Origin of the sequence: Chryseobacterium tructae, assembly GCF_030409875.1 — a bacterium.
Classification (GTDB): Bacteria; Bacteroidota; Bacteroidia; order Flavobacteriales; family Weeksellaceae; genus Chryseobacterium; species Chryseobacterium tructae.
In genome coordinates this window covers 800,105-824,199 of sequence record NZ_JAUFQR010000001.1, presented here as the reverse complement: position 1 = coordinate 824,199, position 24,095 = coordinate 800,105, and the positions used below count along the sequence as shown (strand labels likewise).

The following is a 24,095-nucleotide window of genomic DNA, read 5'->3' as shown; positions in this document are numbered from 1 at the left end:
AACCATACATAAAAGCCACAACTAAAATATCTGTTGTGGCTTTTTTATTGGCTATCATTTTTTTTAACGAAAAGGGAATCAATAGTGGGTTCTTTATATTTTCCCAACAATTTTTTTGCGAACTCTGCTCAGGGATTCAGGAGTAACTCCTAGATAGGCTGCAATCTGAATATTGGTAAGGCGACGGGATATTTCGGGATATTTCTTTAAAAATTCAATATAGCGTTCTTCTGAAGATTTGCTTAAATTATCTATAATTCTACGTTGTAATGCAATAATTGAACTTTGAAACTTAAGTCTCATTAGTCGTTCTACTTCCGGCATCTCCTGATAAAGCTTTTCTTTATCTTTTTTCGAAATCAAAAGAATTTCACTATTCTCGAGTGCCTGAATGGTAAGTTTGGATGGAATCCTGTTGATAAAACTATCTATATCCGAGATCCACCAATTCTCAATAGCAAAATATAAGATTTGTTCTGCTGCATTTCGATCGGTATGAAAAACCTTAAAACAACCATTCACAACAAACCCTTCAAAATCACAGATACTTCCTTCCATTAATAAAAATTCTTTCTTTTTTATTTTTCTATAGGTAAAGGCATTACAATATTTTTCCAGATTTTCATCTGAAATATCAACATACTCCCGGATATGTTTTTCTAAAGACTCGGTCATGGTCTAAAAATAAAAAAAGGTTTAGAAAAATCCTAAACCTTTTATTTTATATGGTAAAAAATCATTTAAAGTGAAATAAATTCACTAATGATGATTCTCTTTTTATAGTTGTACCAACTCGCTTACCTCCACATCATATCCTCCAACCTGAGGTTTAATATTAGGATTTTGAGTGATTACTTTAAACTTATTAATTCCTAAATTCTTTAAGATCTGCGTTCCAATACCATAATCTCTATAGTTGTATGCTAAGGTAGGATGTTGCTCCTGCCCGTCCTGATAGTTCAGGAACTGTTGAAGTTTTCTTAATGTATTTTCAGAATTGGAAACATTGTTGATGAAGATAATAGCTCCTTTCCCAGCTTCGTTTACCATATTGGTTACTTTTTCCAGTAAAGGTTTTTCACCATTATTTAACCTTGTCAATACATCAAAATAAGAATCAGAAGACTGTACTCTTACTAAAACCGGCTCATCTACTGTCCATGCCCCTTTTGTTAATGCAAAATGAATCTGGTCATTAGAAGTTTCTCTGAAAGCATAGAAGTCAAACTCTCCGTAGTGTGTTTTTACTTTTTTCTCTTCCAATCTTTCTACAAGATTACCTTTTTTAAGCTGATAGTGGATCAAATCCTCAATAGAAACAATTTTCATATCGTGTTTCTGAGCAAATGCGTGAAGCTCAGGTAAACGAGACATAGTTCCGTCTTCATTCATGATTTCACAGATTACTCCACCTTCTTTTAATCCAGCTAAGTGAGTAAGGTCAATGGCAGCTTCAGTATGTCCTGCTCTTTTTAATACGCCTCCTTTTCTTGCACGAAGGGGGAAAATATGTCCTGGTCTCATGAAGTCTGTAGGTTTGGACTTTTCATCCATCAAAGCTAAAATTGTTTTTGCTCTGTCACCTGCAGAAATACCTGTAGAAGTTCCGTTTCCTAAAAGGTCAACAGATACGGTAAAAGCAGTTTCTTTAGGATCGCTGCTTCTGCTTACCATTACTTCAAGCCCAAGTTCATCACATCTTTTTTCAGGAAGCGGCATACAAATTAACCCTCTTCCGTGAAGAGCCATAAAATTGATAATTTCAGGCGTTGTTAGTTCTGCTGCGCAAAGAAAATCTCCTTCATTTTCTCTGTCTTCATCATCTACTACTATGATTATTTTCCCATTTCTAAGGTCTTCAATGGCCTCTGGAATAGTATTTAATTTAATATCAGACATTTTTACATTTTATTTGTGCAAAGATACTCATAAAAATAAGCATCTGCCAATTTATATGAATGGTTTATTACGCTTTGAATAAAGAGTTCACCGCTTCTCTGATAATCTCGTAAGATCTTAATCTTTTCTGGTGATCGTAAATATGGGAATTGATCATTAATTCATCTACATTGAACTTTTCCTGGAAGTCTTTAAGCTTTTCTTGAATTTCAGCCTGATCTCCAATAAAAGTATATCTTAGCTTCTGTAACACCATTGATTTCTCCATAGGTGACCAGATTTCGTCCATATCATCTACCGGTGGGGCAAAAGGTTTTCTGTCATTTCTTACAATATTAATGAAAGCCTGAAACAAAGTCGTGGAAATTTTATGAGCTTCTTCAGACGTTTCTGCTGCTACTCCATTAACACAAGCAATAATATAAGGTTTATCCGAATATTTTGAAGGTTGAAAATGCTCTCTGTAAATTTTAAAAGCCATTTCCATCTGTTCCGGAGCAAAGTGTCCTGCAAAAGCATAGGGTAATCCGAGTTCAGCTGCCAGCCATGCACTGTCTGTACTTGATCCTAAAATATACAATGGAACATCTAATCCTTCTCCGGGAATAGCACGAACCATTGCATCAGCATTTTCTTTAGAAAAATACCTTTGAAGTTCTAAGATTTGTCTTGGAAACTGTTCGTTAATAATCGCCGGATTTCTCCCCAAGGCCTGAGCCGTTAAGCCATCGGTTCCCGGTGCTCTTCCCAATCCTAGGTCAATTCTTCCCGGGAAAAGAGATTCCAGTGTTCCAAATTGTTCTGCAATGATTAATGAGCTGTGATTCGGAAGCATAATTCCTCCTGAACCTACTCTGATCTTTTTTGTTCCGTTAGCTATAAAACCAATTAGAACAGAAGTTGCAGAGCTGGCAATGCTTTCCATATTGTGATGTTCAGCCAACCAGAATCTTTTATAATCTAACCCTTCTGCGTGATTGGCTAAGGACAAACTGTCCTGAAATGTATCATGAATGCTTTTTCCCTGCTTTACCGGCGCAAGGTCTAAAACAGAAATTTCAAAATTTTTCATATTGAGATATTAATTTTAAAGGTGATATAAAATCTCCTTTTCTATGTGGGTATTAAAAACCATACAAATGTAAAACATCTGAACCGCATTAGTTACTTTTTGTAATTAATAGGATCTATTGGTGAGTTCAGGGAAAAACTATTAGAGATTAAATTGATATTCTACTCCTTTTGAGTATAACAATATCTTTCAAAAACATTACACAACGACCATCTTTTCCTAAAGCCTTAAACATTTTACAGTTTAGGTATTAAAAACACACAAATACCACATCAAGTTTTAATTTTCAATAAAAATAAATCATTATAATGAGAATTATCATTATATTCGTATAACAATTTGAAAAAATCTTTACCATGAACAAAAAAATTAATGACTTGTTTTCCCAAAAAGTATTGACAAAAAGAACGGTTTTCATGAGCCTTGTAATAGCTGCAATTCTATCCTCTTGCAGTAAAAACAATGACGAAATCACAAGCGAAATCCAAACGAACGCAGTGAATGTTGCTAACCTTAAAAAAGGACAATTAAACGGTCAGGAAATCACGTATGAAGTAAAAAACGGAATGAACTTTTTCCAAGGTGACATTGTGCTTTCTGACCAACAATTGACAGAAGGTGGTGCAGCCAATAAAGGTGGTGCAACTTTTTCAAGATGGCCTAACCGTACTATTTACTATACTGTTGCAAGTAATATGGGGTCTATCAATGGCAATAAAATCAATACTGCAGTGAATGAATACAATTCCAAGACAAATGCCCGCTGGGTTCAGCGTACCAACCAATCCAATTATGTAGAATTTATTTTTGGAAGTTCAAACGGATCAGATGGGTGGGCACATATCGGGTATCAGGGTGGAAAACAAACCATTTCTCTGGATCAGAATATTTCTGTAGGATCGGTGATTCATGAAATGGGGCACACCGTTGGAATTTATCATGAACATTGCCGCCAGGACAGAGATCAGTATGTAAGCATTCAATGGGGGAATATTCAGGACGGACAGGGTTATAATTTTAATAAATATACTTCTGGAACCGATATAGGGCCTTTCAATATCAATTCGGTGATGATGTATTGGCCAACATCTTATTCTAAAAATGGATTACCTACTATTAAAAGAGCTGATGGCTCCAACTTCACTTATAACAGAACAGGATTTACAACAGGGGATATCAATACGATCAATGCTATGTACCCTTAAGATTTAAATTTATCATTCTTATTAATATATTTTAAGCAAGAAAAGAATTCCCTAGGAATTCTTTTCTTTTTTATAGTTGTAATGATTGATCAGAATTCTGATCTCATTAAATTCAAAATGACTTGGTAAAGCATTTTTCCACTCGGTTAAAGTCTCGTGTGGATTTTTATAAAATTCATCTTCGAAGGCTTTAATTTTATCAGAGGTAATCACTCTTGCAATATCCAATAGCCCTTGTTCTGCAAATTTAGCAAGATGCCCAATCACAGTTTCTTTTACCAACCCTCTTTCCAATGCAATCTCACCAATTGTTTTCCCTTGTTCAAAAAGCTGGAAAGTAAGAACCTGTGAAGGTACTTTAGCGATTCTCATGCTGACTTCCTTATCATTTTTTTCATCCAGAAGCCTTGTTTCCAGAAGATGAATATCTTTTAAACTGTTCAGGTATTCTTCAATATCTTCCAGCCAGCTTTTCACTTCTTCATTGTATTGTTTCAATCCTTTTGCCCCTTTGATTTCAGCATAAAACTCTTTCAAAGGATCGAATATTTTATTTCTGGTTTCCGTAAAGAAAAAATTAACAGCCCCTTTTGACTTGCTTTCAATTTCAGTCCATTCTTCCTTCTGTTCAATAAAATTATTTACTTTTTGAAAAATAATGCGTTCCAGCTTTTCAAATATTTTCCCAAGATTGGTCGCTTCATGTTTTAATTGAAGGTAAAGCTGATTGGCTTTAACACGGTCTATATTTTTAGTAGTGGCGGAAAGTTTATTCCATTCCTCCACTTCATTTAAAAACCACTGGCAATCGATCGTACGAAGAACCTTTCTGATACTGTAATCGTACTTTTCCTGATTCAAAATAGCATCTATATGATCGTTAGCCACCGTATTGCTATGAAACTGCAGGATTCTATTGTCTTTAAAAATAACTTCAGGAGTAATCTTCGATTTTAAAACAATTCCCTCCAAAGTTCTACAACGTGACAATGCTACATATACCTGGCCTGCGGTAAAACTTTTCCCGGCATCAATAATCACTTTATCAAAGGTAAGCCCCTGACTTTTATGAATGGTAACTGCCCAGGCCAATTTTATCGGAAACTGTTCAAAGCTTCCTAACACTTCTTCTTGGATCGTTTTATCAGTATCCAGAAAGTATTTTTTCTGCTCCCAGGTTTCCTTTTTTACGGTAATTTCTGTTTCACTTTCATCAAGAACTACACGGATCTCATCATCATCCAAACCAATGATTTCACCAAGCTTTCCATTGAAATATTTCTTCTCCCCGGAAATATCATTCCTGATGAACATAATCTGAGCGCCTATTTTAAGATCCAGAAACTGTTCATTAGGAAACTGATTTTCTTTAAAATCTCCAACAAGTTTAGCCTCGTAAGTTTTAGCATCAACTTTTATTTCTTTCAGCTTTTCCTGATTGATCTCATCCGCCATTTTGTTGTGAGAGCAGAGATATACGTAAGATTCTTTACCCATATCAAAATCGGGATCATATCTTTTATTCAGATGATCAAAGTCGATACTTCCTACATCACCGTCACGAATAGCATTTAGTATTTCCAAAAATTCCTGGTCAGATTGTCTGTACACTTTTGTAAGTTCAATCGTAACAATTGGAATATCTTTAATCGCATGACTATCGAAAAAGAACGGAGAATCATAATACATTTTCAGAATATGCTCATCCCTTACTACTGGCGGCAGCTGAAATAAGTCCCCAATAAATAGCATCTGCACTCCTCCAAACCTTTGATTATTCCTTCTGATAAATCGTAAAGAAAAATCCATCATATCCAAGACATCCGCTCTCAACATGGAGACCTCATCAATAATAATGATCTCAACTTCTCTTAAAAGCTTGAGTTTATCTTTACGATATTTAAAATGGGGCATCAGATCGGCAATATTATTGGCCAAACTGGTATCTATCCTTTCCGTCGTAGGCAAAAAGGTTCTAAGTGGTAATCCGAACATGGAATGGATGGTAACCCCACCCGCATTAATTGCAGCAATTCCCGTAGGGGCAATCACAATATGCTTTTTCTTTGTTCGTCTTACAAAATCATTAAGAAACGTTGTTTTCCCTGTTCCGGCTTTTCCAGTCAAGAAAACACTTCTGTTGGTGTACTCTATTAAGTCAAAAAAATGATTGTTCATCGTTGTCAAAAATACGGAAATGAATTTGATTTTCTTACCTTGGCATAAGTTTTGAAAATTCTTAAAAAGAAAAAAGTCTATTGTGAAAAAAAATTTACTGTTTATCCCAGCGATAGTATTATGTACTACATTAACCCTGGTTTCCTGTAATTCAACGAAGAACCTTGATTCCAACCTTCCTATAGATATTGCTAACCGACCCGCTGATGAAGACAGTCAAAAATATGATCAGGCACAAATCGATAAATTAAAAGCTTCTATTGAATCTGAAGCTAAAGGTGAAAATTGTACCAATGCCGCTGACTGGACATTTGTTCCTATGGGCATAAAGTCCTGTGGCGGACCTCAGCAATACATTGCTTACCCTAAAAAAATTGAAGCGTCCATTTTACCAAGGATCAATGAGTATACGGATAAAGTGAGGATTTTTAACGAAAAATATAATATCATGTCTGATTGTACGGTAATCACACCGCCATCCTATATCAAATGTATCAATGGAGAGGCCAAATTGATTACTCCAGACCCCAAATAAAAAAAAGCAAAGGTTCTATATCAAATCAAACCAAGAATTGATATACAAAGCTCCGTCATCAGACAGAGCTTTTGTTATTTTTATGTATTTGCGATTTAGACTCGAGGCATAAAGACAAGAGACTTGGAGATGAGAGATATAAGGTCAATTCCAAAATCCGAAATTGTATCCATACTTCCCGAAAATCCTTACCTCGAATCACGCCTATAATTCGTAATCTTTCACATTCTCCTTATACCAGGATGAATATTTCACATAATTATCTGCAATTCTGTTCACTTCACCTTCCAATAACTGAGCATTGATATCCTTGATTTTTTTGGCCGGAACTCCACCCCAAACTTCTCCGGATTTGATATGTGTTCCCTGAGTAACTACAGAACCTGCCCCAACAATTGAATTTTCTTCAACCAAACAGTCATCCATTACAATCGCTCCCATTCCGATAAGTACATTATCTTTAATGGTACATCCATGAACAATTGCATTATGTCCGATAGAAACATTGTTTCCGATATTCAAAGGGTGTTTCTGATAAGTACAGTGCAGCATTGCATTGTCCTGAACATTTACTTTATCACCCATTTTAATATAATGAACATCACCTCTGATAACTGCATTATACCAAACACTACAGTCTTTTCCCATCGTAACATCTCCGATAATAGTAGCCGTTTCCGCTAGAAAAGTGTTCTCTCCTATTTGTGGTATTTTTCCTAAAAGTTCTTTTATAAGTGCCATAGTTTTAATTTGAAAATTTAAAAATAAGCTCATTTGAAAATCCTGATTTTCTATCTCCTGATTTTTAGCATCTACCTTCTAAATTACAGCGATAGCAAAAATCTAACTCTCAATTTTCAGCTTCTAACTTCTAATGCGTATTTTTGTATCTCAAATTTAACGAAAAAATGCGTACCGTACTTATAGAACCAACCGAAAACCCGAAAGTGATGAAATTTGTTGCCGATTACAACTTGATTCCGGGGTCTTTAGAGTTGGACAGAAATTCAGATATTTCAGAAATTCCTTTGGCACAGGAACTTTTCAACTATCCTTTTGTAGAAAGAGTTTTCATCACCGCTAATTTTGTAGCTGTGGCAAAACAGGATACTATTGAATGGGAACATGTTGCTGAAAGTCTGAAAAATGTGATTGAGGATGAATTATTAGCTAACCCTAGAATTTATCTTCAGAAGAAAAAAGAAATGTATCAGATCTATTCTGAGATGACTCCTAACCCAAATGTTATGAAGTTTGTTTCCAGCAAACTGCTTATGGAGGGCTTTATAGAAGTAAAATCAAGAGAAGCAGCATCTGAAGTTCCTTTAGCAGCAGCTATTTTTAAGGAATTTGATTTTGCTACTGAGGTTTTCATTTCAGATAACTTTGTAGCCGTTACCAAAGATCACTCTGTGGAATGGCACGAAGTAATGATCATCGTTCGTTCTCTTATTGCTGATTATCTTCAAAATGGTGGTGAAATTTCAAAAATGGAACCTCAAAAACATGAAAACCCTGTTGAAAAAATCATTAACAGAGATTATACTGATAATGAGCAGAAAATTTCTGACATCTTAAATGAATATGTAGCTCCGGCTGTAGAAAATGATGGCGGAAAAATTTCTTTAATGGAATATGATGAATCCAGCAAAACAGCTAAAATGCTTTTACAGGGAGCTTGTTCAGGATGTCCAAGTTCTACAGCTACTTTAAAGAACGGAATTGAAAATATTTTAAAACAATTCGTTCCGGATCTCGTAGAAAGAGTGGAAGCTGTAAACGGATAATTCATATTTCATGACCGAACCTAAAAAGATTCTTATCATTATTGGAAGTGCTACAAAAAATTCCAGTAATCAGAAACTGATGGAACAGGTAATGGACAAAAATCCCAATATCAAATTCCAGATGTCTGATGATCTTTCTGTGCTTCCTCATTTTGACACCTCATTAACTGATGTGAATATCCCTGAGGAAATTGTAAAGATCAGAGAATTTATTAGCGATTCGGGAGGAGTGATTATTTCTACCCCAGAATACATTTTCAGTATTCCGAGTCGATTAAAGAATCTATTGGAATGGTGTGTTTCCACGAATGTTTTTCAGGACAAACCTGTTGCATTCATTACAGGCTCTGCCAGTGGAGAGAAAGGTCATGAAGAATTATTACTGCTTTTAAAAACGCTTGGAGCGAAAACAGATGATAAACATCAGCTTTTAATAAAAGGGATAAAGGGTAGATTGGAGTCTGATGGCTCAATTGAAAACAATACCTTTGTTAAAGTATTAGAATTGGTAACAGATTTTAACAAGTCTGTTTCATCATTAAAATAAAAAAATTGAATAAAAAAGGAATTTTACTGGTCAACCTTGGATCACCAAGATCTACGGCTGTAAATGATGTAAAGGAATATCTTGATGAATTTTTGATGGACGAAAGGGTAATTGATTATCGTTGGATCTTTCGCGCTCTTCTTGTTCAGGGTATTATTCTGAAAACAAGACCTGCCCAATCTGCCGAAGCCTATAAAACGGTTTGGACGGATGAAGGTTCTCCATTGATCGTCATTACTGAAAAAATTCAGAAAAAACTTCAAAAGCTGGTGGATGTCCCGGTGGAAATCGGGATGAGATATGCAGAACCAAGTATTGAAACCGGAATCCAGAAACTGGTAGATCAGGGAATTTCTGAAATCGTTCTTTTCCCTTTGTATCCTCAATACGCGATGAGTACTACGGAAACTGTTATTGAAAAAGCGGAAGAAGTAAGAAAGAAAAAGTTTCCAGAGGTAAAAATCAATTATATTCAACCTTTCTACAACAGAGAGATTTATATCAACTGTCTGGCTGAAAGTATTAAGGAAAAACTTCCTGAAAATTTTGATGCCCTGCAATTTTCTTACCACGGAGTTCCGGAGAGGCATCTGTACAAAACAGATCCTTCAAAGACCTGTAAGATTGATGATGCTAATTGTATCAACAGTCAGGTAGATACTCACAATGCCTATTGCTACAGACATCAGTGTTATAAAACGACTGAGGCTGTTATTGCTAAAATGGGACTTCCAAAGGAGAAAACAATTGTTTCTTTCCAATCAAGATTAGGAAAAGACAAGTGGATTGAGCCTTATACAGATCATACCTTAGAAACGATTCCTAAAAAAGGAATTAAAAATTTGGCTGTTGTTTGCCCGGCATTCGTTTCAGACTGTCTTGAAACATTGGAAGAAATTTCTGAAGAAGGAAAAGAACAATTCATGCATGGTGGTGGAGAAAGTTTCCATTATATCCCCTGCCTTAATGATGAAGATCGATGGATAGAAGTGGTAAAAACACTTTGCGAAGAAAAATTGAATGATTTCTATTTCGTATAAATCCTTCAGATACAATATATAAAAAGGCCGCAGAAAATTTTCTACGGCCTTTCTCTTGAAATATATTAAAACTTATTTTTTAATTAGATTTCCGGCTTTCTGGCCGTTCACTGTTACAATATAAACTCCTGGAAGCATATTGGATGGAAGCTGTATTTCCAGTCTATTGGCTCCATCAGTAAGCTTAACTTTTTCAGAAAGTTCTTTTCTTCCTGTTAAGTTCACCACTTCTACAGTTCCTTTACCTTCTTTTCCATTGAATGCTACCGTAAATCTGTCTGTTGCAGGATTTGGACTAATAGTATAAGGAGATTCATTAGCTGCTGCAGCAATAAGTCCTGCTGGAGAAGTACCTCCGCCAACACCTACAGCATTCCATGCATTGGTAACTTGAGTTACTTCATTGCTGCCTGCTCCATACAGATCTGCTGCTGCCTGTAAAGAGTAAGTTCTTGTATTGGCATAAGTGGAAGTAGCAGTAAGATAGCTAGTCAGCGTTCTATATGCAATAGCAGCTGCTTTATCAAATCCTATTCCGGAAACGTTATAGGCAAAACCTTTATCATTGGTTCCTGTACCTCCGGTTACCAATAAGTAATACCAAAAATTAAGAACTCCTGAATTGGTATGAACTCCACAATAATCATTGGACTGACTAGGAGTAGCACAACCTGAAGTAGTGGTAGCTTTCCAGTAGGTTCCCAAATAAGTATCCGGCTGACTATAAGCGTTAGGGTTTGCCATATTTCTGATTACATAGCTGAAATCCTCACCCAATGTCCAACTTGCCTGGTTGGGTCTGGCCCATTTTTCTATGGTGTTTCCAAAAATATCTGAGAAACCTTCATTTAATGCTCCCGGCTCTCTTTGATACACCAAATTAGCGGTTTTGGATGTCATTCCGTGAGTGATCTCATGCCCACAAACATCAATGGCAGTCAATGGCTTTCCTCCGTTTGTAGAAGAGCTTCCATCACCGTAAGTCATTCTTGAACCATCCCAAAATGCATTGAAGTAATTGTTAGAATAGTGAACATATGATTTTATTGCAAAGTGATTGTTATCGATACTTTTTCTCCCAAATTTTGAATACAAATAATCTACTGTCATTTCAGCTCCCCAATGGGCATCGGTAGCATATTGATCTTTATTGGCATTTACATTATTCCAGACATTATCAGAATCTGTAAAATCTACTGCCGATGAATAATTTGTCCCTTTTTGTAAATTATAAGTCTCTACAGCTGTTCCGCCGTTTCTTCCGGTTTCTCTTAATCTGTAGCTTCCATTATAAGAGTCGGTAACAATACTTCTGCTTCCGCTATATCCTGTTGTAGCAGTTCCTGTTGTATTGACATCGTGAATCAAAGCGTCAACGCCTAATACTTTTCCATTTTTTGCATCTACAAAAACATATTGTCTGCTTAATGGTTTTTCTGCATAAATATCAAATTTATAAGCTAGTCGAAGATCGTTCAGCTTTTCATCAGTAGGTTCTGAATAATAAACCAACTCTCCTTTGGGTGCAAAACTGGCATTTTTATCATTTGTTTCATTTTTAATGAAATCTTCTTCGGCTTTGTTTTGCCATTTATAGGATTCTGCTCCTATAAATGATAAGGCATTTTGCAGCGCGATGCTTTCAGAGATATTGGCCTGTTTCTCAACTCTCTGAGGAACGTCAAGAACCCATTTACCTGTCTGTCCCACAATTTTACCGTTTTTAGTTTGTACAGCCATCATTCCGTACTCTACAGGAATATCATTCACTGTTTGTTGGAATCGGTGAGTCTCAAACCCTAGTTGGTCAGTTTCAATACCTAATTTACGAGATTGCCCTGGTGAAAGCCTTTCAGATTTTTCATCAAATAAAACAGGTTTTCCCTGAAAGGCAGGACCGTTTTTATCAAATCTTAGAAATTCTGAATGTAATCCGTTTTTACCGGAAATTACTTTGGATGGAGTGTTTTGTCCAAAAACGAAAGAGCAGGCTGCAACGCTTACTGCTAAAATAAATTTTGTTTTCATAAATAATATTTGTTTAATGTGATAACGAATTTATAAACTTTTCACAATACAATGATATATGTTTTATAAAAAATTCAATTGAAAATATAAATCATTAAACAAACCACAATAATGATTTTAAATTAAAGCGAAATAATTAAACATAATTTTATTATTATGAATATTTTTCATGAATTAATTTAACTAAAATCAACATTTTGTGAATTATTTTTTTCACTATGCAAAACATTTTATTGAATATAATTCCCTAATATTCATAATATATATGAAAAAATTAAGGCTATCTCAATAGAGACAGCCATTTATTTATATTTTTATCTTGAAATTATAGATACTATTTTCTAATAGGAGTCCTGAATTCTCCATACCCTATCAGACCATCATAATTTCGTCCAAAAGGCGCATAGTAAAGAAATGCCTGATAAAGGTTTTCTGTCTGCCAGAAATTACCATTCACTTCACCAAAATCCAATGGAGAATCTCCTTGCTTTGTGGCCAGAACATAATTATAGAATCCTTGTTTCAGGAATAGTTTAGCAACATACTGTTTTGTTGCCGGATCATACTGCATCTGATTCTCTTTGCTGGGCTTAAAATTATTAAATCCCCCAAGAATATAGATTTCCTTATCCACAGGATCTGAATCTAAATAAAAATACACCCAGGAATAATCTGCTTCTCTTTCAGCATCTCTTTCTCTTCCCAAATCATTTCTTCGGTAATACCAGGCGCCATTCACATCAGGCTGATATTGATAATTTAAAGGAAATGCCCAAACAGGATGTAAATACGTATGGTTGGTATCATCTTTTACTTCAACTGCACGAACCATATCCGCCGCAATAGTCATGTTCTTATTATCGAAATAATAAAATTCGTTGTCTCCGGGAAACACAAGATTCATTTGTTGGAAAAGCAATTGATTTCCCAAAACAGCACTTGGCTTCTGGTTAAAAATTACCATATTGGGGTTGTTATTCTGCATTACATTCAAACTCATAGAGTTGACATTAGAAGAAAGATCCCCTGCTTTTGGTAATGCTTTTATTTCTACTCTTTGGTTGATGCTAGGGTTCTTAGCATCAGCAATTCTTGAAACATTTACGCCAAGAGTAGCAGCGTCTTCTACCAGGTAGAAACGCCTTTTGAATAAGGGCTTATCTGCCGAATCCTTATAAACAATCAGTTCAAAATTCCCCGATATTTTCGGTTGGATCTTGTCATTAGGAAAAGTTAGTTTATAGTGAGTATAAGCCTGCAATGTATTGAATGAATACTGAAACTGATCCAAAAGCCCATTCATACTCCCTGTAGCAATTTCTGTAAAGAACAAATTATCATCATTCCAATTTCTGTCATAATGCTTAAGAGTGTATCGATAAATTTCGCTCCCATTGGTAAGATCATCAAAACTCAGCACCAGCTGTTCGCCGAATTTGATGACCGGTGTTTCATCATTCGTCTGAGGATTAAATAGCTGGATGCTTTGGATATTTTGTCCATAAACCAATCCACCCAGGGAAAGTAAGAGTATTCGCAAAGTTTTCATTATGACGAAGATAACGAAAAATAGCCATTTTCTTAATAATATCGTATTTTTGAATCAAAATATTCAGATTATGCTTCATATTCAAGGCTTCGTATGCAACTTTGCAAGTGAGAACACCTATATTCTTTATAATGAAAACAAAAACGCCTGGCTAATTGATCCGGGAAATATGAATGAGCAGGAAACTCAGGCTATTGATAACTTCATTAAAGAAAACGGACTGAACGTTCAGAAAATTCTTTTAACTCATGCTCATATTGACCATGTTTTAGGACTACAATGGGCATTGATACCTTTAAAGTTCCGGTAAATATGCATCAGGAAGATCAGGAAGTTCTTGATATGCTTCAGGCAAGCGGATTGAGATTCGGGTTCCCTGTTGATCCAGTAAAAGTAGACATTGTTTATATTAATGAAGGAGAAGAGCTTGATCTGGATGGAGAAAAGTTTAAAATCTACCATGTTCCGGGACATTCACCAGGAAGTGTTGTTTATCACAACGAAAATCAGAAGTTTATGATTTCGGGGGATGTTTTGTTTGAAGGCAGTATTGGAAGAACGGATCTTTATAAAGGAAATTACGAACAATTAATTGATGGGATTAAAACCAAACTTTTCGTATTAGATCCTGAAACGCAAGTTTTCTCCGGCCATGGAAATCCTACTTCGATTGGGTTTGAGAAACAGTATAATCCTTTTTTGAAGTAAAGTAGGATTTGAGCTTAGGAGTTTGAGGGGTGTAGAGCGTGTGAGCTCTAGCCATAATTATAAACCACTCAAGGTATTAAAATGACATCAAAAAAAACATATACTCTATTTTTCATCTTATTTTTTTTCATAGCAAAAGTAAATGCCCAATTTGTAGGATACTATAAGTTGGATGACGAGGAACCGGATTCTTCCTTATTTATATTACCCAACAATGAATTCTATTTCTTTAAATATGGTAGTTGGAAAACCGGAAAGTGGAATAAAGTAGATGAAGATAATATTGTATTAACTGAAGTTAAAGCTGAAGAAACCCCCATTAGTATTTACGGAAAATTTGATAAAAATAAAAAAGACATTACCGTTAATCTATTGGGTTATCTGAATGGGACGTCTAAATCATATGCTTTTATAAATTTTTCGAAGGATATGAATACTCAGAAAAAATTTCAGCCCCTATTTAATGATGATAAGAAATTGTTTGAAAGTAATTATGAGTTCACGAAAAAAAATAACGACTACAATTGGATGACCATTAGTGTTCCCCGTAGCAGCAATAAGGAAAAAAATACAATCAGCTATCCTTTTGATGCCTTGAGTTATACATATCCGATGAATAAAAAGTATAATTACTACATTGTCATAAAAAATATAGATTCTATTCTACCACCTGTGACCTTAAAACTTACTCAACAAAATAAAAATTATTTCATTGGTTTTGATAGATATATCAAACAAAAACAGTTGACAACAGCTGAAACACTGAAAAAAATTCAAGATGCCAAAATATCAGCTGAAAATGAAAGTTATAAGAAAAATTTCGGAACTCAAATCCCTTATCAATCTGTTGAAAAAGCAACGATAAATGAAAGTTCAGTTCTTCATTCATTGAATGAAAAATAGATAAGTTGATAAAAAAGTAGAAATAAAAACCGTCAGGAAAATCATTCCTGACGGTTTTCTGTTATAAAGAAATAGAGTTTAGAAATCTAAAGTGATTGAAGCTCTGGCAGCTGCACCCATAATAGGCCTTGCCATTCTTATATTAGATCCTGAAACCGTCTGCGATCTTGGATCTCCTTCTGTAATTCCAATTGTATTAAAAATATTGGTTCCGTCTACAGCAAAACGTATTTTTCCTAACTGATAAGACATTCCTGCACCAAATTCCGTGAATGAAGGTAAAATGTTATCATCTGTATTGCCTTCATCCTGAAAACGTTTTCCATAATAATTCATACTTACATACGCTCTCCATTCTTTGGTAATATTCACAGCAGGAGCAATGTTGAAATAGAACTTAGGAATTCTTCTTACTACATTTCCACTATAATCGAATAGAGTTCCATCTCCATTTCGCCCGTTGAAATCTTTATATTTTGGATTTTGAATGGTTCCGTTAAAAGTCACTTCAAAGATATTGTTGAATAATCTTGCGTATCCTTCAATTTCTACTCCAAAATTGGTAGTATTAGCAAATTTATTTTCTGAAGTTCCGTCTGAATAAACGTCCGTGAATGAAAGGTTTTTAAGTGTCGAATAGAAAGGAATCACTGCAATATCGAAAGTTCGGGAATAATATTTATATCCCACTTCCAATTGATTGGTTAATACAGGCTTCACAAGATCCAGCTTTCCTATATTATTATAATATGCTTCTTCATTCGGAGATCTGAAACCGTGAGAGAAACGAGCATATACCGCATTTCACGATTGATCTTATAATTAGAAGCCAACGTATAAGAGACTTTATTAATATCATAATACCAATAGGTAAACTGATTACCCAGAACGTTCATATTATCATCGGCAGTTGTAGTACCAAAACCATGAATTCCATCAGTCGTTAAACCTGAATTATTAAGATTGGCTGTAGTGGTATTTACTTTGTATCCTCTGTAATAATCACGGCTGTAGCGGATTCCTCCATTAAAACTTAAAGCATCTGTTACATTATAATCTAAGTTTAAATAAAGATCATTCAGACTTCCCTGAATCTGTGAATCCCTAAGCAAAGTAGACATATCCGTCACTCCGTTATAAGTTTTAGAATACCCAACACTGCTTGGACTAAGAGATGGATCTACCAAGTTTAGCAACTCAGGCCTATCTGTAGCAGTCGTCAGAATATTGCTCCAGTTCCAGTATTGATGAGATTTCCAGTTGGATTTGTAAAATCCTGCCGTTACATTACCTTTATCAAATTTATAGTTGAACTGTAGGTCATTCACAAAATTGTTCATCTGCTTATCAATCGCCCAGAAACCCAGTTTTTGTACATACTCAGGATTAACTAATGCTCCGTTGCTGACCATAGAATATTGGTAATTGGTCATTCCCATGCCTTTGGCAAAATCAGCAGCTGTTTGGGGTGCTCCGGCAGGGAAAATCCCTGTATAGTTCATATTGATATTCGTGTATCTTGTTTATTAATAACGCTGAAATTTCCACCCAGATCATATTTAAATTCAGCTCCCAACACATCAACTTTCGGATGAATTCCATCTTCTAAATTTCTGCTGAAAAAGCCACCACCAGCCTGTGGGATATTCAACTGGCTGATTCCTCTGTAGCTGTAAGTACCATAATTAGGATCAAAACCATTGAATCCTTTTAATTTATCTCCATCCTGAGTCAAAGGAATTGGAAGGAAGAACGTATTTCTGTCATCCAGTTTCTTATAATATACTTTAACGTAGCCTTTATCAAAGACATACTTTAAATTCATTCTGATCTGGCCGCCGTTATTAGCTTTAAAACCTGTTTTTCTGATTCCATCATCCGATCTGTAAAAACCACCAATATTGAAGAATAATTTATCTTTCACCAAAGCACCACCTACATTAAGATCTGTACGCATCAATCCATAGGTACTGGTTTCCAGTTTAGCTGTCCCTTTAAAATCATTGGTTCCTTCTTTAGTAATAAAGTTAATAAGTCCCCGGGAGAATTATTGGCATAAATAGAACCTGAACCTCCTCTTAAGGCCTCTAATCTACTTACGGAATTATCCACTCGGAAAAAGTTATCGGCATTGGCAAACTGAAGAGCACCATCTTCAAAAACCGGAAGACCATCTTCCTGCACCTGTACAAATTCATAAGCTCCTGCAGAAGGAATACCTCTTGCAAAAAGGTTATTCCCCACTTCCCCACCGGAAGTTTCTACTGCAAATCCCGGAACTCTCTGTAATAAAGCAGCAGCACTAATCGGATTTTGCTTTTGAATTTCCTTGGCACTGAAGGTGGAAATAGCAGTACTGGATTCTATTTTTTTCTTGGGATTGGAGTTCCCTGTAATGACAACCTGATCGATAGAGGAAACCTTCACGGAATCTTGTGGAGTTTCCTGTGCATATGCTTTATTGAAATACAATACAGCAGTTGCGGCGATTAAAAAGATCGATTTTTTTTTCATAGCCTTATTTTTCTATTGTTAGTTTCAGTTTTGTTGTAGTTTTAAATACACACCATTCGTCCAACCAAATCCATCCTGATTGGGATATTCCCCACCTCCTGCTATTGTTTCCGTATCTAATGCATTGTATTTTTCCATCAGTTTCCCAGTGTTCTTATACACTCGTTCTACATTGGAACACCATTTATCTTTTATCTGCTCTGCCATTTCATTAAACCCATAGTCTTTCATCGCTTTAAACCCAAGCCATTGGTAAGGTGCCCAGGCATTAGGTAAATCCCATTGTTGACCTGTTTTTTTGGTGGTAGTCACCAATCCTCCCGGGTATAAAAACTTTTCAGAAATGGTTTCAGCTACTGCTTCAGCCTGTTTTTGATCTGCAATTCCAAGGAATAAAGGGTAAAGAGCAGCAATATGTTCAGACGGTGTTTTTGTGTGTTTTTTAATATGATAATCTCTGTAAATCTTCGTCTTTTCATCCCAGAAGTATTTATTGATCATGTGTCTTCGCTTTGCTGCTCTTTCAGTAAAATAATTTTCTTTGTCCTTCAGATCCTGAAGTGCTGATGATTTTGCTAGGGTAGTTTCCAAATGCCATAAAAGGCTATTGAGATCTACCTGTGCAAGATTCAACGTTTCTATCGTCTGAATATGTTCTTCGTCTGCAAACCATCTGCTGGAAAAATCCCAGCCGGATTCACAGGCACTTCTTATATTTCTGTAAAATTCGTTTCCTGATGCATTCTTCTGATCTTCAATATCGATGAGGTAACTTTCAGGGCGTGGTTCATTTTCGGCATCGTAATATCTGTTCAGGATATCTCCATCCTGAGTTTTCACTACTCTTTTAACCCCTGAACCCAACTCTACTTCCTTTTCTCCATTCATCCAAAAAGCATATTCCTTCTCTAAAGTATCGTGATATTTAGTATAAATAGATTCATCACTTGTTGTCTCAACAAGAAGCTCAAGCATCAAAGAAAAATAAGGAGGCTGCGAACGGCTCAAAAAATGAGTTCTGCTTGCATTCGGAACAAATCCTACATTTTGAATCAGGTAAGAACAGTTTTCCACAATATTCTCCATCATTTCCACTCTGCCGGAAACTTGTAATCCAAGCATAATAAAATAGCTATCCCAATAAAAAAATTCATTGAAACGTCCGCCCGGAACGATATACGGCTTAGGTAATTTTAAAAGCGTACCTTTTTCTTCGTATGCTGTACGCGTCAGTTCATCCCAAAGCTTTTCTATATGCTGCCCGATGGGAAGGTGATCTTCTCTCCTAACAGAAACTTTAGCTCCTAGAAAATCAAAATGAGCCATTACAAAATTCTTCAGGTTAAATTCTTCAAAATCTTTTTCCTGTTCGTATTTTGCATTGATCTCTGCAATCGGAAATAAAGGAACCGCATCGGTCATCATTTTTTGATCTTCAAAAATTTTCGACTTTTGTACTGCATCAAAAAGCACCTGGATTTCTTTGATATAAAGCTGATTACTCATGATTATTTATTAGGATTAATTTTTAATTTATTCATGAAAATTGCTGAGGTTATCAACAATGAAAGTGGAATCAGAGACAGATAAAATGCCTGTTGTCCACTGAATTCCTGAAATACAAAACCTGTAATGATTGAACCTATTGTCCCTCCAATCGCTGAGAACACTACGATCAATCCAGACATTGCGCTATGCAAATATTTAGGAATAGAGGCCAGAATCACGGAATTGATACTCGGGTAAATCGGTGCCAGTAAGCCGCCCATCAAGGGAAATAAATACACTACAAGCGGAGCATTCAGCCAGTTTGTACCTGCATCAATATGAATATCATGAGTTAATGGAAGTACCAATATTAAACTTATGGCAAAGCCAATCACACAGAAAGATACCACATAAATCCAACTGATTTTTCTGGAAAAGAAACCTGATAAGAACCTTCCCAATGCAAAAGCTCCTGCTAAAACAGCTCCTGCCTGAATACTCATAGAAGTAGGAACTTTTAAAATTTCTTTATAAAAAGTAGGTGTCCATGTCTGGAAACTCTGCTCTACTAGTACAAAAAGGAAGGCACATAATAAAAAGAACAATACTTTTTTATAGCTGAATAAACTTGCACTATTTTTTAAATCACCCAATAAATCCGTTTTCTCACTTTTAGCTTCTTTTTCATTCAGTTTTGAAAAGAATAAAAATAAAAATGACAATAATGAAAGCACTCCTAATACCCAATACACATTCAGCCAATGGGTAGATTTCGGGTTGTGGTCGTCAATGTATAAACTGAATAAAACGTTTCCTGCCAATACTCCAATCATAAAGAATCCTTCCAAAAACCCCATAAAACTTGAATGTTCTTTATCCGTTTCTGTTACCAAGCCAATAGAGGTAAAAACTGAAATTTTAATCAGCGCAAAGGAAACACCTACAATGGCAAATAATAATTTGAAGATCCAGAAATCATTGGTAAATGGCATCACAAAACACATTCCACTCACCAGAAACAAAGCAATAAGCATTGATTTTTTAATCCCGATTTTAGGAAGAAATGAAGCGAGAATGAATGAACAGATTGCGATTGGAAGATCTTTAAAACCTTCCAGTACGCTGGCAGATGATTTTGAAATTCCAAAATTCTGCTGTACCTGCAAAATCACAGTTCCCACAGAATTCAGAAGAATTGCGAAAACAAAATAGTTCAAAAATAAAACCGCCTTGATGTTGAAGTTTTTCATTCAGGTTATTTCTTTGCGGCTAAGATAGAAGCATTTCTGTTCACAATAATTTAACACAATAAATCAATATTTGAACAATATTAATATAATTAGTATTTTTAGTGATTAAATATGATTAATTAAATGAAAGTTACTTTTGAAAGAGTAATTCCTAATGAAAAAAGCTCGTTCCGTACGATTCATAATAACTCTCCTATTTCAGAATTCAATGGGAATATCATTATCATCCCGAAATTGAACTTGTATGTGTCATTTCCGGGAGTGGAACCCGACATGTGGGCTATCATAAAAGTAATTATACTCATGGAGATCTGGTACTGATTGGTTCCAATATTCCTCACTCGGGATTTGGATTGAATTCTATTGACCCCCATGAAGAGATAGTTCTTCAGTTCAAAGAAGAAATTCTCCAGTTTCCCCAACAGGAAGTAGAGGCTCGATCCATTAAAAATTTGCTGGAACTTTCAAAATATGGGATACATTTTCATCATAAAGTAAAGAAAGCCTTACTTCCGAAATTAAAAATGATGTTGGAATCGGAGGGCTATAAAAGATACTTGTTGTTGCTGGAAATTCTTTTTGAATTGTCGAAATGTAAAGATTATGATCTTTTGAATAAAGAAATCATGCCCTACACCATTATCTCAAAGAATAAAACCCGTCTTGAAAATATTTTTACCTACGTAGAGCACCATTACGATAAGGAAATTAATATTGAAGAAGTCGCAAAACTAGCCAATCTTACTTTACCTGCATTTTGTAATTTCTTTAAGAAAGCTACTCAGATCACCTTTACAGAATTTGTCAATCGGTATAGAATCAATAAAGCTTGCCTGCTAATGGCTCAGGATAAATCTATTTCAGAGTGTAGTTACCATTGTGGCTTTAATAATGTGACTTATTTCAACAGGATGTTTAAAAAGTATACAGGAAAAACACCTTCAGAGTTTATTAAAGACTATGCTCATAATAAGGTGAGTGTATAGTAAGTTTCTCGCTGATTACGCAAATTTTGCAGATTTTTTTAATATTTCTCATCTGTTTTTCTGAATTGATCTCCGTGTCAAGGATATTTTAAAACTCAGCAATAAAACCAATACTATAAAATTCAGTTGATATTTAACTGAAAATTTCTAATTCACATTCCAACATTGTGGATAACTTTCTCACAAAATAAATTGTACTTATTTTTGAAAATAAGTCTTAACAGGACACTTTACAACCTATTGATTTTATAACAGATACACAAATATATTTATACAATCTCATATTGTGGATAACTTTTTTTCACAGTTTGTACATATGATTTTCAAAAAATTTTCTACTGGTTTCCAGCTTGAGATCCTTGTCAAGGTTTAAAACCTTGACAAGGATGGGTAAAAGCTCAGCATCAAAATCAACAGCCCTCGATACTCTATTTTGCTCTGGAAAAATTTGAGAAGATTCCTAATTCACATTCTGATATTGTGGATAACTTTTTTCCCACAGATGACACAGATTTACACAGATGTTATGGATAAGAAATAGTATAGTATTGTTTTACCTCAACAAAGAATCTACGTAATCTCCTAAATCTGCGAGAATAATCATCATCAAACAACCAGTAAGAAACAAAAAAGCTGTCCTAAAAAGAACAGCCTATATTATAACCGGTAAGAACCAGAAACTATATAACTAGCAACCAGAATTACTTCCACTTGATATTGCACCCCATACTTGGTCTCTGAATTTCTTCCTGTGCTTCTCCAGCTAAAAGATTTTCAAAAGCAATGATCAAATCTTCTCCGGTAACATCCTTATTGTTTCCAGGTCTTGAATCATCCATCTGGCCTCTGTATACAAGGTCTAATTTATCATCAAAGAAATAAAAATCAGGAGTACATGCAGCATCGTAAGCTTTTGCAATAGCCTGGCTCTCATCAAATAAATAAGGGAAATCAAAATTTCTTTCAATCTGGAATTCGATCATTTTTTCAGGAGAATCATCCGGATATTTTTCAATATTATTAGCATTGATCGCAATGAATTCAATTCCTTTTTCATTGTAATCTTCATACAATTCATTGATCTTATCAATCACATGAAGAACAAACGGACAATGGTTGCACATGAAGATCACCAATGTTCCTTTTTCTCCTTTCAGTTCTTCCAAAGACTGAAGTTCATTCGTTTTTGACGGGTTTGGAAGCTCAAAAAACGGAGCTTTTGTTCCTAATGCCAACATATTTGAGGGAGTATTCATATCCTTTTTCTTTAGTTTCACAAAGATAAAAATTTCTTTGGTTATTTGATAAGGAAGATAGAGGATGGAAGATGGAAGTTTATTGAGACCTAAAAAAACATTCATCTCTTGAATTACTTATTGACTCAGGCTATTTATCTTATTAATTTTTACAATAATTTAAAGACTAAAGACTTAAACTACTTCCTGCACCCAATCTTCCCACTTCCCGCCCATTTAAAGATCCTTCTTTTTTCATGAAAATCAAAATAACATTTGGAAGATATCTTTAAAAGTTTGTAGTTTTGCTAACACTGTTAGAAAAGAATATCATGGGTCTACATGAACGTCGTCAAAGAGAAAAAGAATCTATCCGTGCAAGTATCTTGCAGGCAGCATTCACTTTGGCTAAGTCTGAAGGCTGGGCATCACTTTCCATGCGTAAAATAGCAGACGCTATTGAATACAGCGCACCGGTGGTGTATGATTATTTCGAAAACAAGGATGCTATTCTATTTGAGATTTCATTAGATGGCTTCCACAAGTTACACATAGAATTATTAAAGGCACAGCAACAATACAAGACTCCTGAAGAGCAGCTGCTAGCTTTAGTAGATGCTTACTGGGACTTTGCTTTTAATAATAAGGAATATTACCAACTGATGTTTGGTCTGGGAATGCAATGTTGTGGAAAAGGACAGATGAAAAAGGAGTTTTCTTCATTTCAGGAATTGATTTACGAATGTACTTACAACATTATCGAGAAAAATGGATCCAATACGGATAATGCATGTCACATGTCTCACGCTTTATTTTCAGCGGTTCATGGAATGATTTCCATTATGATGATGCGCACAGGAGATATTCCATCTACTATGAATAAATCGACTTTGGATGAAACTGTTTCGTCTTTTATTAAGTCTTTATAGTATTTTTTTGAACTAAAAATTAACACCGTTAGGAAAATTAACACTGAATTAATATCATTCACAGTTGATTCCTGATAAAAATAAAAAACTATTTATGTAAAACTCTACTTTATCCGGTTGTTAAAGGTACTTATTTTTCTTTTAAAATTAACACCGTTAGCAAAATTAACACACATCACACTTCACATCTTCATATACTTCAATACATTAAAAAAATTTCAATTATGGAAACAATCGATCTG

At 35.1% G+C, this 24,095-nt stretch carries 22 protein-coding genes and 2 pseudogenes; 10 read left to right on the top strand and 14 right to left on the bottom strand.

Going from position 1 to position 24,095, the window contains the following annotated elements:
• Positions 1 to 93: 93 nt before the first annotated feature.
• The 3 genes from QWZ06_RS03980 to QWZ06_RS03970 all read right to left on the bottom strand — a co-directional run bounded on the left by QWZ06_RS03980 (position 94) and on the right by QWZ06_RS03970 (position 2,971).
• Positions 94 to 675, bottom strand: a complete 582-nt coding sequence (locus QWZ06_RS03980) for a Crp/Fnr family transcriptional regulator (protein WP_290295828.1) — start codon at positions 673 to 675, stop codon at positions 94 to 96.
• Between the two features lie 102 nt (positions 676 to 777).
• The gene (ribB, locus tag QWZ06_RS03975; RefSeq protein WP_290295826.1) at positions 778 to 1,899 is read right to left on the bottom strand and encodes a 3,4-dihydroxy-2-butanone-4-phosphate synthase; all 1,122 of its coding nucleotides are present in this window, start codon (positions 1,897 to 1,899) and stop codon (positions 778 to 780) included.
• A gap of 67 nt (positions 1,900 to 1,966) precedes the next feature.
• Positions 1,967 to 2,971, bottom strand: a complete 1,005-nt coding sequence (locus tag QWZ06_RS03970; protein WP_290295824.1) for an LLM class flavin-dependent oxidoreductase — start codon at positions 2,969 to 2,971, stop codon at positions 1,967 to 1,969.
• Positions 2,972 to 3,327: 356 nt separating this feature from the next.
• On the opposite strand from QWZ06_RS03970, the gene QWZ06_RS03965 reads away from it, so the two are divergent.
• Complete coding sequence (locus tag QWZ06_RS03965; RefSeq protein WP_290295822.1) at positions 3,328 to 4,176, top strand: M12 family metallopeptidase; 849 nt, start codon at positions 3,328 to 3,330, stop codon at positions 4,174 to 4,176.
• Between the two features lie 51 nt (positions 4,177 to 4,227).
• On the opposite strand, the gene QWZ06_RS03960 is transcribed toward QWZ06_RS03965, so the two are convergent.
• Positions 4,228 to 6,354, bottom strand: a complete 2,127-nt coding sequence (locus QWZ06_RS03960; protein ID WP_290295821.1) for a helix-turn-helix domain-containing protein — start codon at positions 6,352 to 6,354, stop codon at positions 4,228 to 4,230.
• 82 nt (positions 6,355 to 6,436) lie between these two features.
• Between QWZ06_RS03960 and QWZ06_RS03955 the strand changes: the two genes are divergently transcribed.
• Positions 6,437 to 6,889 (top strand): hypothetical protein, encoded by a 453-nt coding sequence (locus QWZ06_RS03955; RefSeq protein ID WP_290295819.1) that lies wholly within the window; start codon positions 6,437 to 6,439, stop codon positions 6,887 to 6,889.
• 204 nt (positions 6,890 to 7,093) lie between these two features.
• On the opposite strand, the gene QWZ06_RS03950 is transcribed toward QWZ06_RS03955, so the two are convergent.
• Complete coding sequence (locus tag QWZ06_RS03950; RefSeq protein ID WP_065395062.1) at positions 7,094 to 7,630, bottom strand: gamma carbonic anhydrase family protein; 537 nt, start codon at positions 7,628 to 7,630, stop codon at positions 7,094 to 7,096.
• Between the two features lie 167 nt (positions 7,631 to 7,797).
• Between QWZ06_RS03950 and QWZ06_RS03945 the strand changes: the two genes are divergently transcribed.
• The 3 genes from QWZ06_RS03945 to hemH are packed head-to-tail and all read left to right on the top strand — an operon-like array spanning position 7,798 to position 10,263.
• Positions 7,798 to 8,676: a NifU family protein gene (locus tag QWZ06_RS03945; protein WP_290295814.1), complete on the top strand. Its 879-nt coding sequence runs from the start codon at positions 7,798 to 7,800 to the stop codon at positions 8,674 to 8,676.
• A gap of 10 nt (positions 8,677 to 8,686) precedes the next feature.
• Positions 8,687 to 9,223 (top strand): NADPH-dependent FMN reductase, encoded by a 537-nt coding sequence (locus tag QWZ06_RS03940; RefSeq protein ID WP_290295812.1) that lies wholly within the window; start codon positions 8,687 to 8,689, stop codon positions 9,221 to 9,223.
• Between the two features lie 5 nt (positions 9,224 to 9,228).
• Positions 9,229 to 10,263: a ferrochelatase gene (gene hemH / locus QWZ06_RS03935; protein WP_290295810.1), complete on the top strand. Its 1,035-nt coding sequence runs from the start codon at positions 9,229 to 9,231 to the stop codon at positions 10,261 to 10,263.
• Positions 10,264 to 10,335: 72 nt separating this feature from the next.
• Here hemH and QWZ06_RS03930 read toward each other — a convergent pair whose 3' ends face one another.
• Entirely contained in the window at positions 10,336 to 12,291 is a 1,956-nt protein-coding gene (locus QWZ06_RS03930; RefSeq protein ID WP_290295808.1) for a M4 family metallopeptidase, read from the bottom strand.
• Positions 12,292 to 12,625: 334 nt separating this feature from the next.
• Positions 12,626 to 13,840 carry a type IX secretion system plug protein gene (locus QWZ06_RS03925; protein WP_290295806.1) on the bottom strand — a complete coding sequence of 405 codons (1,215 nt, stop codon included), beginning with the start codon at positions 13,838 to 13,840 and terminating at the stop codon, positions 12,626 to 12,628.
• 70 nt (positions 13,841 to 13,910) lie between these two features.
• Here QWZ06_RS03925 and QWZ06_RS03920 point away from each other — a divergent pair.
• Both QWZ06_RS03920 and QWZ06_RS03915 read left to right on the top strand, forming a co-directional pair.
• Positions 13,911 to 14,548: pseudogene (locus QWZ06_RS03920) on the top strand (MBL fold metallo-hydrolase).
• Between the two features lie 81 nt (positions 14,549 to 14,629).
• The gene (locus QWZ06_RS03915; RefSeq protein ID WP_290295804.1) at positions 14,630 to 15,451 is read left to right on the top strand and encodes a hypothetical protein; all 822 of its coding nucleotides are present in this window, start codon (positions 14,630 to 14,632) and stop codon (positions 15,449 to 15,451) included.
• Between the two features lie 78 nt (positions 15,452 to 15,529).
• Here QWZ06_RS03915 and QWZ06_RS03910 read toward each other — a convergent pair.
• From QWZ06_RS03910 to QWZ06_RS03885, 6 genes and pseudogenes are all read right to left on the bottom strand, one after another.
• Positions 15,530 to 16,192 (bottom strand): annotated as a pseudogene (locus tag QWZ06_RS03910) (TonB-dependent receptor domain-containing protein); the annotation flags it as partial.
• Positions 16,186 to 16,953: a hypothetical protein gene (locus tag QWZ06_RS03905; protein ID WP_290295803.1), complete on the bottom strand. Its 768-nt coding sequence runs from the start codon at positions 16,951 to 16,953 to the stop codon at positions 16,186 to 16,188. The gene QWZ06_RS03905 and the pseudogene QWZ06_RS03910, both read right to left, overlap by 7 nt.
• Entirely contained in the window at positions 16,950 to 17,408 is a 459-nt protein-coding gene (locus QWZ06_RS03900) for a hypothetical protein (RefSeq protein ID WP_290295801.1), read from the bottom strand. The genes QWZ06_RS03905 and QWZ06_RS03900 overlap by 4 nt, the downstream gene beginning before the upstream one ends.
• Positions 17,408 to 17,965: a Plug domain-containing protein gene (locus tag QWZ06_RS03895; protein ID WP_290295799.1), complete on the bottom strand. Its 558-nt coding sequence runs from the start codon at positions 17,963 to 17,965 to the stop codon at positions 17,408 to 17,410. Before QWZ06_RS03895 ends, QWZ06_RS03900 begins: the two co-directional genes overlap by 1 nt.
• Before the next feature lie 24 nt (positions 17,966 to 17,989).
• On the bottom strand, positions 17,990 to 19,471 hold the full coding sequence (locus tag QWZ06_RS03890; protein WP_290295797.1) for a trehalase family glycosidase: 1,482 nt from the start codon (positions 19,469 to 19,471) through the stop codon (positions 17,990 to 17,992).
• A gap of 2 nt (positions 19,472 to 19,473) precedes the next feature.
• Positions 19,474 to 20,703 carry an MFS transporter gene (locus QWZ06_RS03885; RefSeq protein ID WP_290295795.1) on the bottom strand — a complete coding sequence of 410 codons (1,230 nt, stop codon included), beginning with the start codon at positions 20,701 to 20,703 and terminating at the stop codon, positions 19,474 to 19,476.
• 123 nt (positions 20,704 to 20,826) lie between these two features.
• Between QWZ06_RS03885 and QWZ06_RS03880 the strand changes: the two genes are divergently transcribed.
• Positions 20,827 to 21,024: a hypothetical protein gene (locus tag QWZ06_RS03880; protein WP_290295793.1), complete on the top strand. Its 198-nt coding sequence runs from the start codon at positions 20,827 to 20,829 to the stop codon at positions 21,022 to 21,024.
• Positions 20,937 to 21,689 carry an AraC family transcriptional regulator gene (locus QWZ06_RS03875; protein WP_353960002.1) on the top strand — a complete coding sequence of 251 codons (753 nt, stop codon included), beginning with the start codon at positions 20,937 to 20,939 and terminating at the stop codon, positions 21,687 to 21,689. The genes QWZ06_RS03880 and QWZ06_RS03875 overlap by 88 nt, the downstream gene beginning before the upstream one ends.
• Before the next feature lie 701 nt (positions 21,690 to 22,390).
• Here the strand turns inward: QWZ06_RS03875 and QWZ06_RS03870 are convergent.
• On the bottom strand, positions 22,391 to 22,945 hold the full coding sequence (locus tag QWZ06_RS03870) for a thioredoxin family protein (protein ID WP_290295791.1): 555 nt from the start codon (positions 22,943 to 22,945) through the stop codon (positions 22,391 to 22,393).
• 311 nt (positions 22,946 to 23,256) lie between these two features.
• Here QWZ06_RS03870 and QWZ06_RS03865 point away from each other — a divergent pair, with 311 nt between their 5' ends.
• The gene (locus tag QWZ06_RS03865) at positions 23,257 to 23,853 is read left to right on the top strand and encodes a TetR/AcrR family transcriptional regulator (protein WP_290295789.1); all 597 of its coding nucleotides are present in this window, start codon (positions 23,257 to 23,259) and stop codon (positions 23,851 to 23,853) included.
• Positions 23,854 to 24,095: the final 242 nt, after the last annotated feature.

Bases quoted from the DNA above. Each gene is read 5' to 3' on its own strand.
- QWZ06_RS03870 (WP_290295791.1), bottom strand. From the start codon at position 22,945: ATGAATACTCCCTCAAATATGTTGGCATTAGGAACAAAAGCTCCGTTT.
- QWZ06_RS03905 (WP_290295803.1), bottom strand. From the start codon at position 16,953: ATGAACTATACAGGGATTTTCCCTGCCGGAGCACCCCAAACAGCTGCT.
- QWZ06_RS03865 (WP_290295789.1), top strand. From the start codon at position 23,257: ATGGGTCTACATGAACGTCGTCAAAGAGAAAAAGAATCTATCCGTGCA.
- QWZ06_RS03880 (WP_290295793.1), top strand. From the start codon at position 20,827: ATGAAAGTTACTTTTGAAAGAGTAATTCCTAATGAAAAAAGCTCGTTC.
- QWZ06_RS03915 (WP_290295804.1), top strand. From the start codon at position 14,630: ATGACATCAAAAAAAACATATACTCTATTTTTCATCTTATTTTTTTTC.
- QWZ06_RS03970 (WP_290295824.1), bottom strand. From the start codon at position 2,971: ATGAAAAATTTTGAAATTTCTGTTTTAGACCTTGCGCCGGTAAAGCAG.
- ribB (WP_290295826.1), bottom strand. From the start codon at position 1,899: ATGTCTGATATTAAATTAAATACTATTCCAGAGGCCATTGAAGACCTT.
- QWZ06_RS03980 (WP_290295828.1), bottom strand. From the start codon at position 675: ATGACCGAGTCTTTAGAAAAACATATCCGGGAGTATGTTGATATTTCA.
- QWZ06_RS03890 (WP_290295797.1), bottom strand. From the start codon at position 19,471: ATGAGTAATCAGCTTTATATCAAAGAAATCCAGGTGCTTTTTGATGCA.
- QWZ06_RS03925 (WP_290295806.1), bottom strand. From the start codon at position 13,840: ATGAAAACTTTGCGAATACTCTTACTTTCCCTGGGTGGATTGGTTTAT.
- QWZ06_RS03950 (WP_065395062.1), bottom strand. From the start codon at position 7,630: ATGGCACTTATAAAAGAACTTTTAGGAAAAATACCACAAATAGGAGAG.
- QWZ06_RS03930 (WP_290295808.1), bottom strand. From the start codon at position 12,291: ATGAAAACAAAATTTATTTTAGCAGTAAGCGTTGCAGCCTGCTCTTTC.
- QWZ06_RS03900 (WP_290295801.1), bottom strand. From the start codon at position 17,408: ATGCGTACAGATCTTAATGTAGGTGGTGCTTTGGTGAAAGATAAATTA.
- QWZ06_RS03895 (WP_290295799.1), bottom strand. From the start codon at position 17,965: ATGAAAAAAAAATCGATCTTTTTAATCGCCGCAACTGCTGTATTGTAT.
- QWZ06_RS03885 (WP_290295795.1), bottom strand. From the start codon at position 20,703: ATGAAAAACTTCAACATCAAGGCGGTTTTATTTTTGAACTATTTTGTT.
- QWZ06_RS03940 (WP_290295812.1), top strand. From the start codon at position 8,687: ATGACCGAACCTAAAAAGATTCTTATCATTATTGGAAGTGCTACAAAA.
- QWZ06_RS03965 (WP_290295822.1), top strand. From the start codon at position 3,328: ATGAACAAAAAAATTAATGACTTGTTTTCCCAAAAAGTATTGACAAAA.
- QWZ06_RS03945 (WP_290295814.1), top strand. From the start codon at position 7,798: ATGCGTACCGTACTTATAGAACCAACCGAAAACCCGAAAGTGATGAAA.
- QWZ06_RS03960 (WP_290295821.1), bottom strand. From the start codon at position 6,354: ATGAACAATCATTTTTTTGACTTAATAGAGTACACCAACAGAAGTGTT.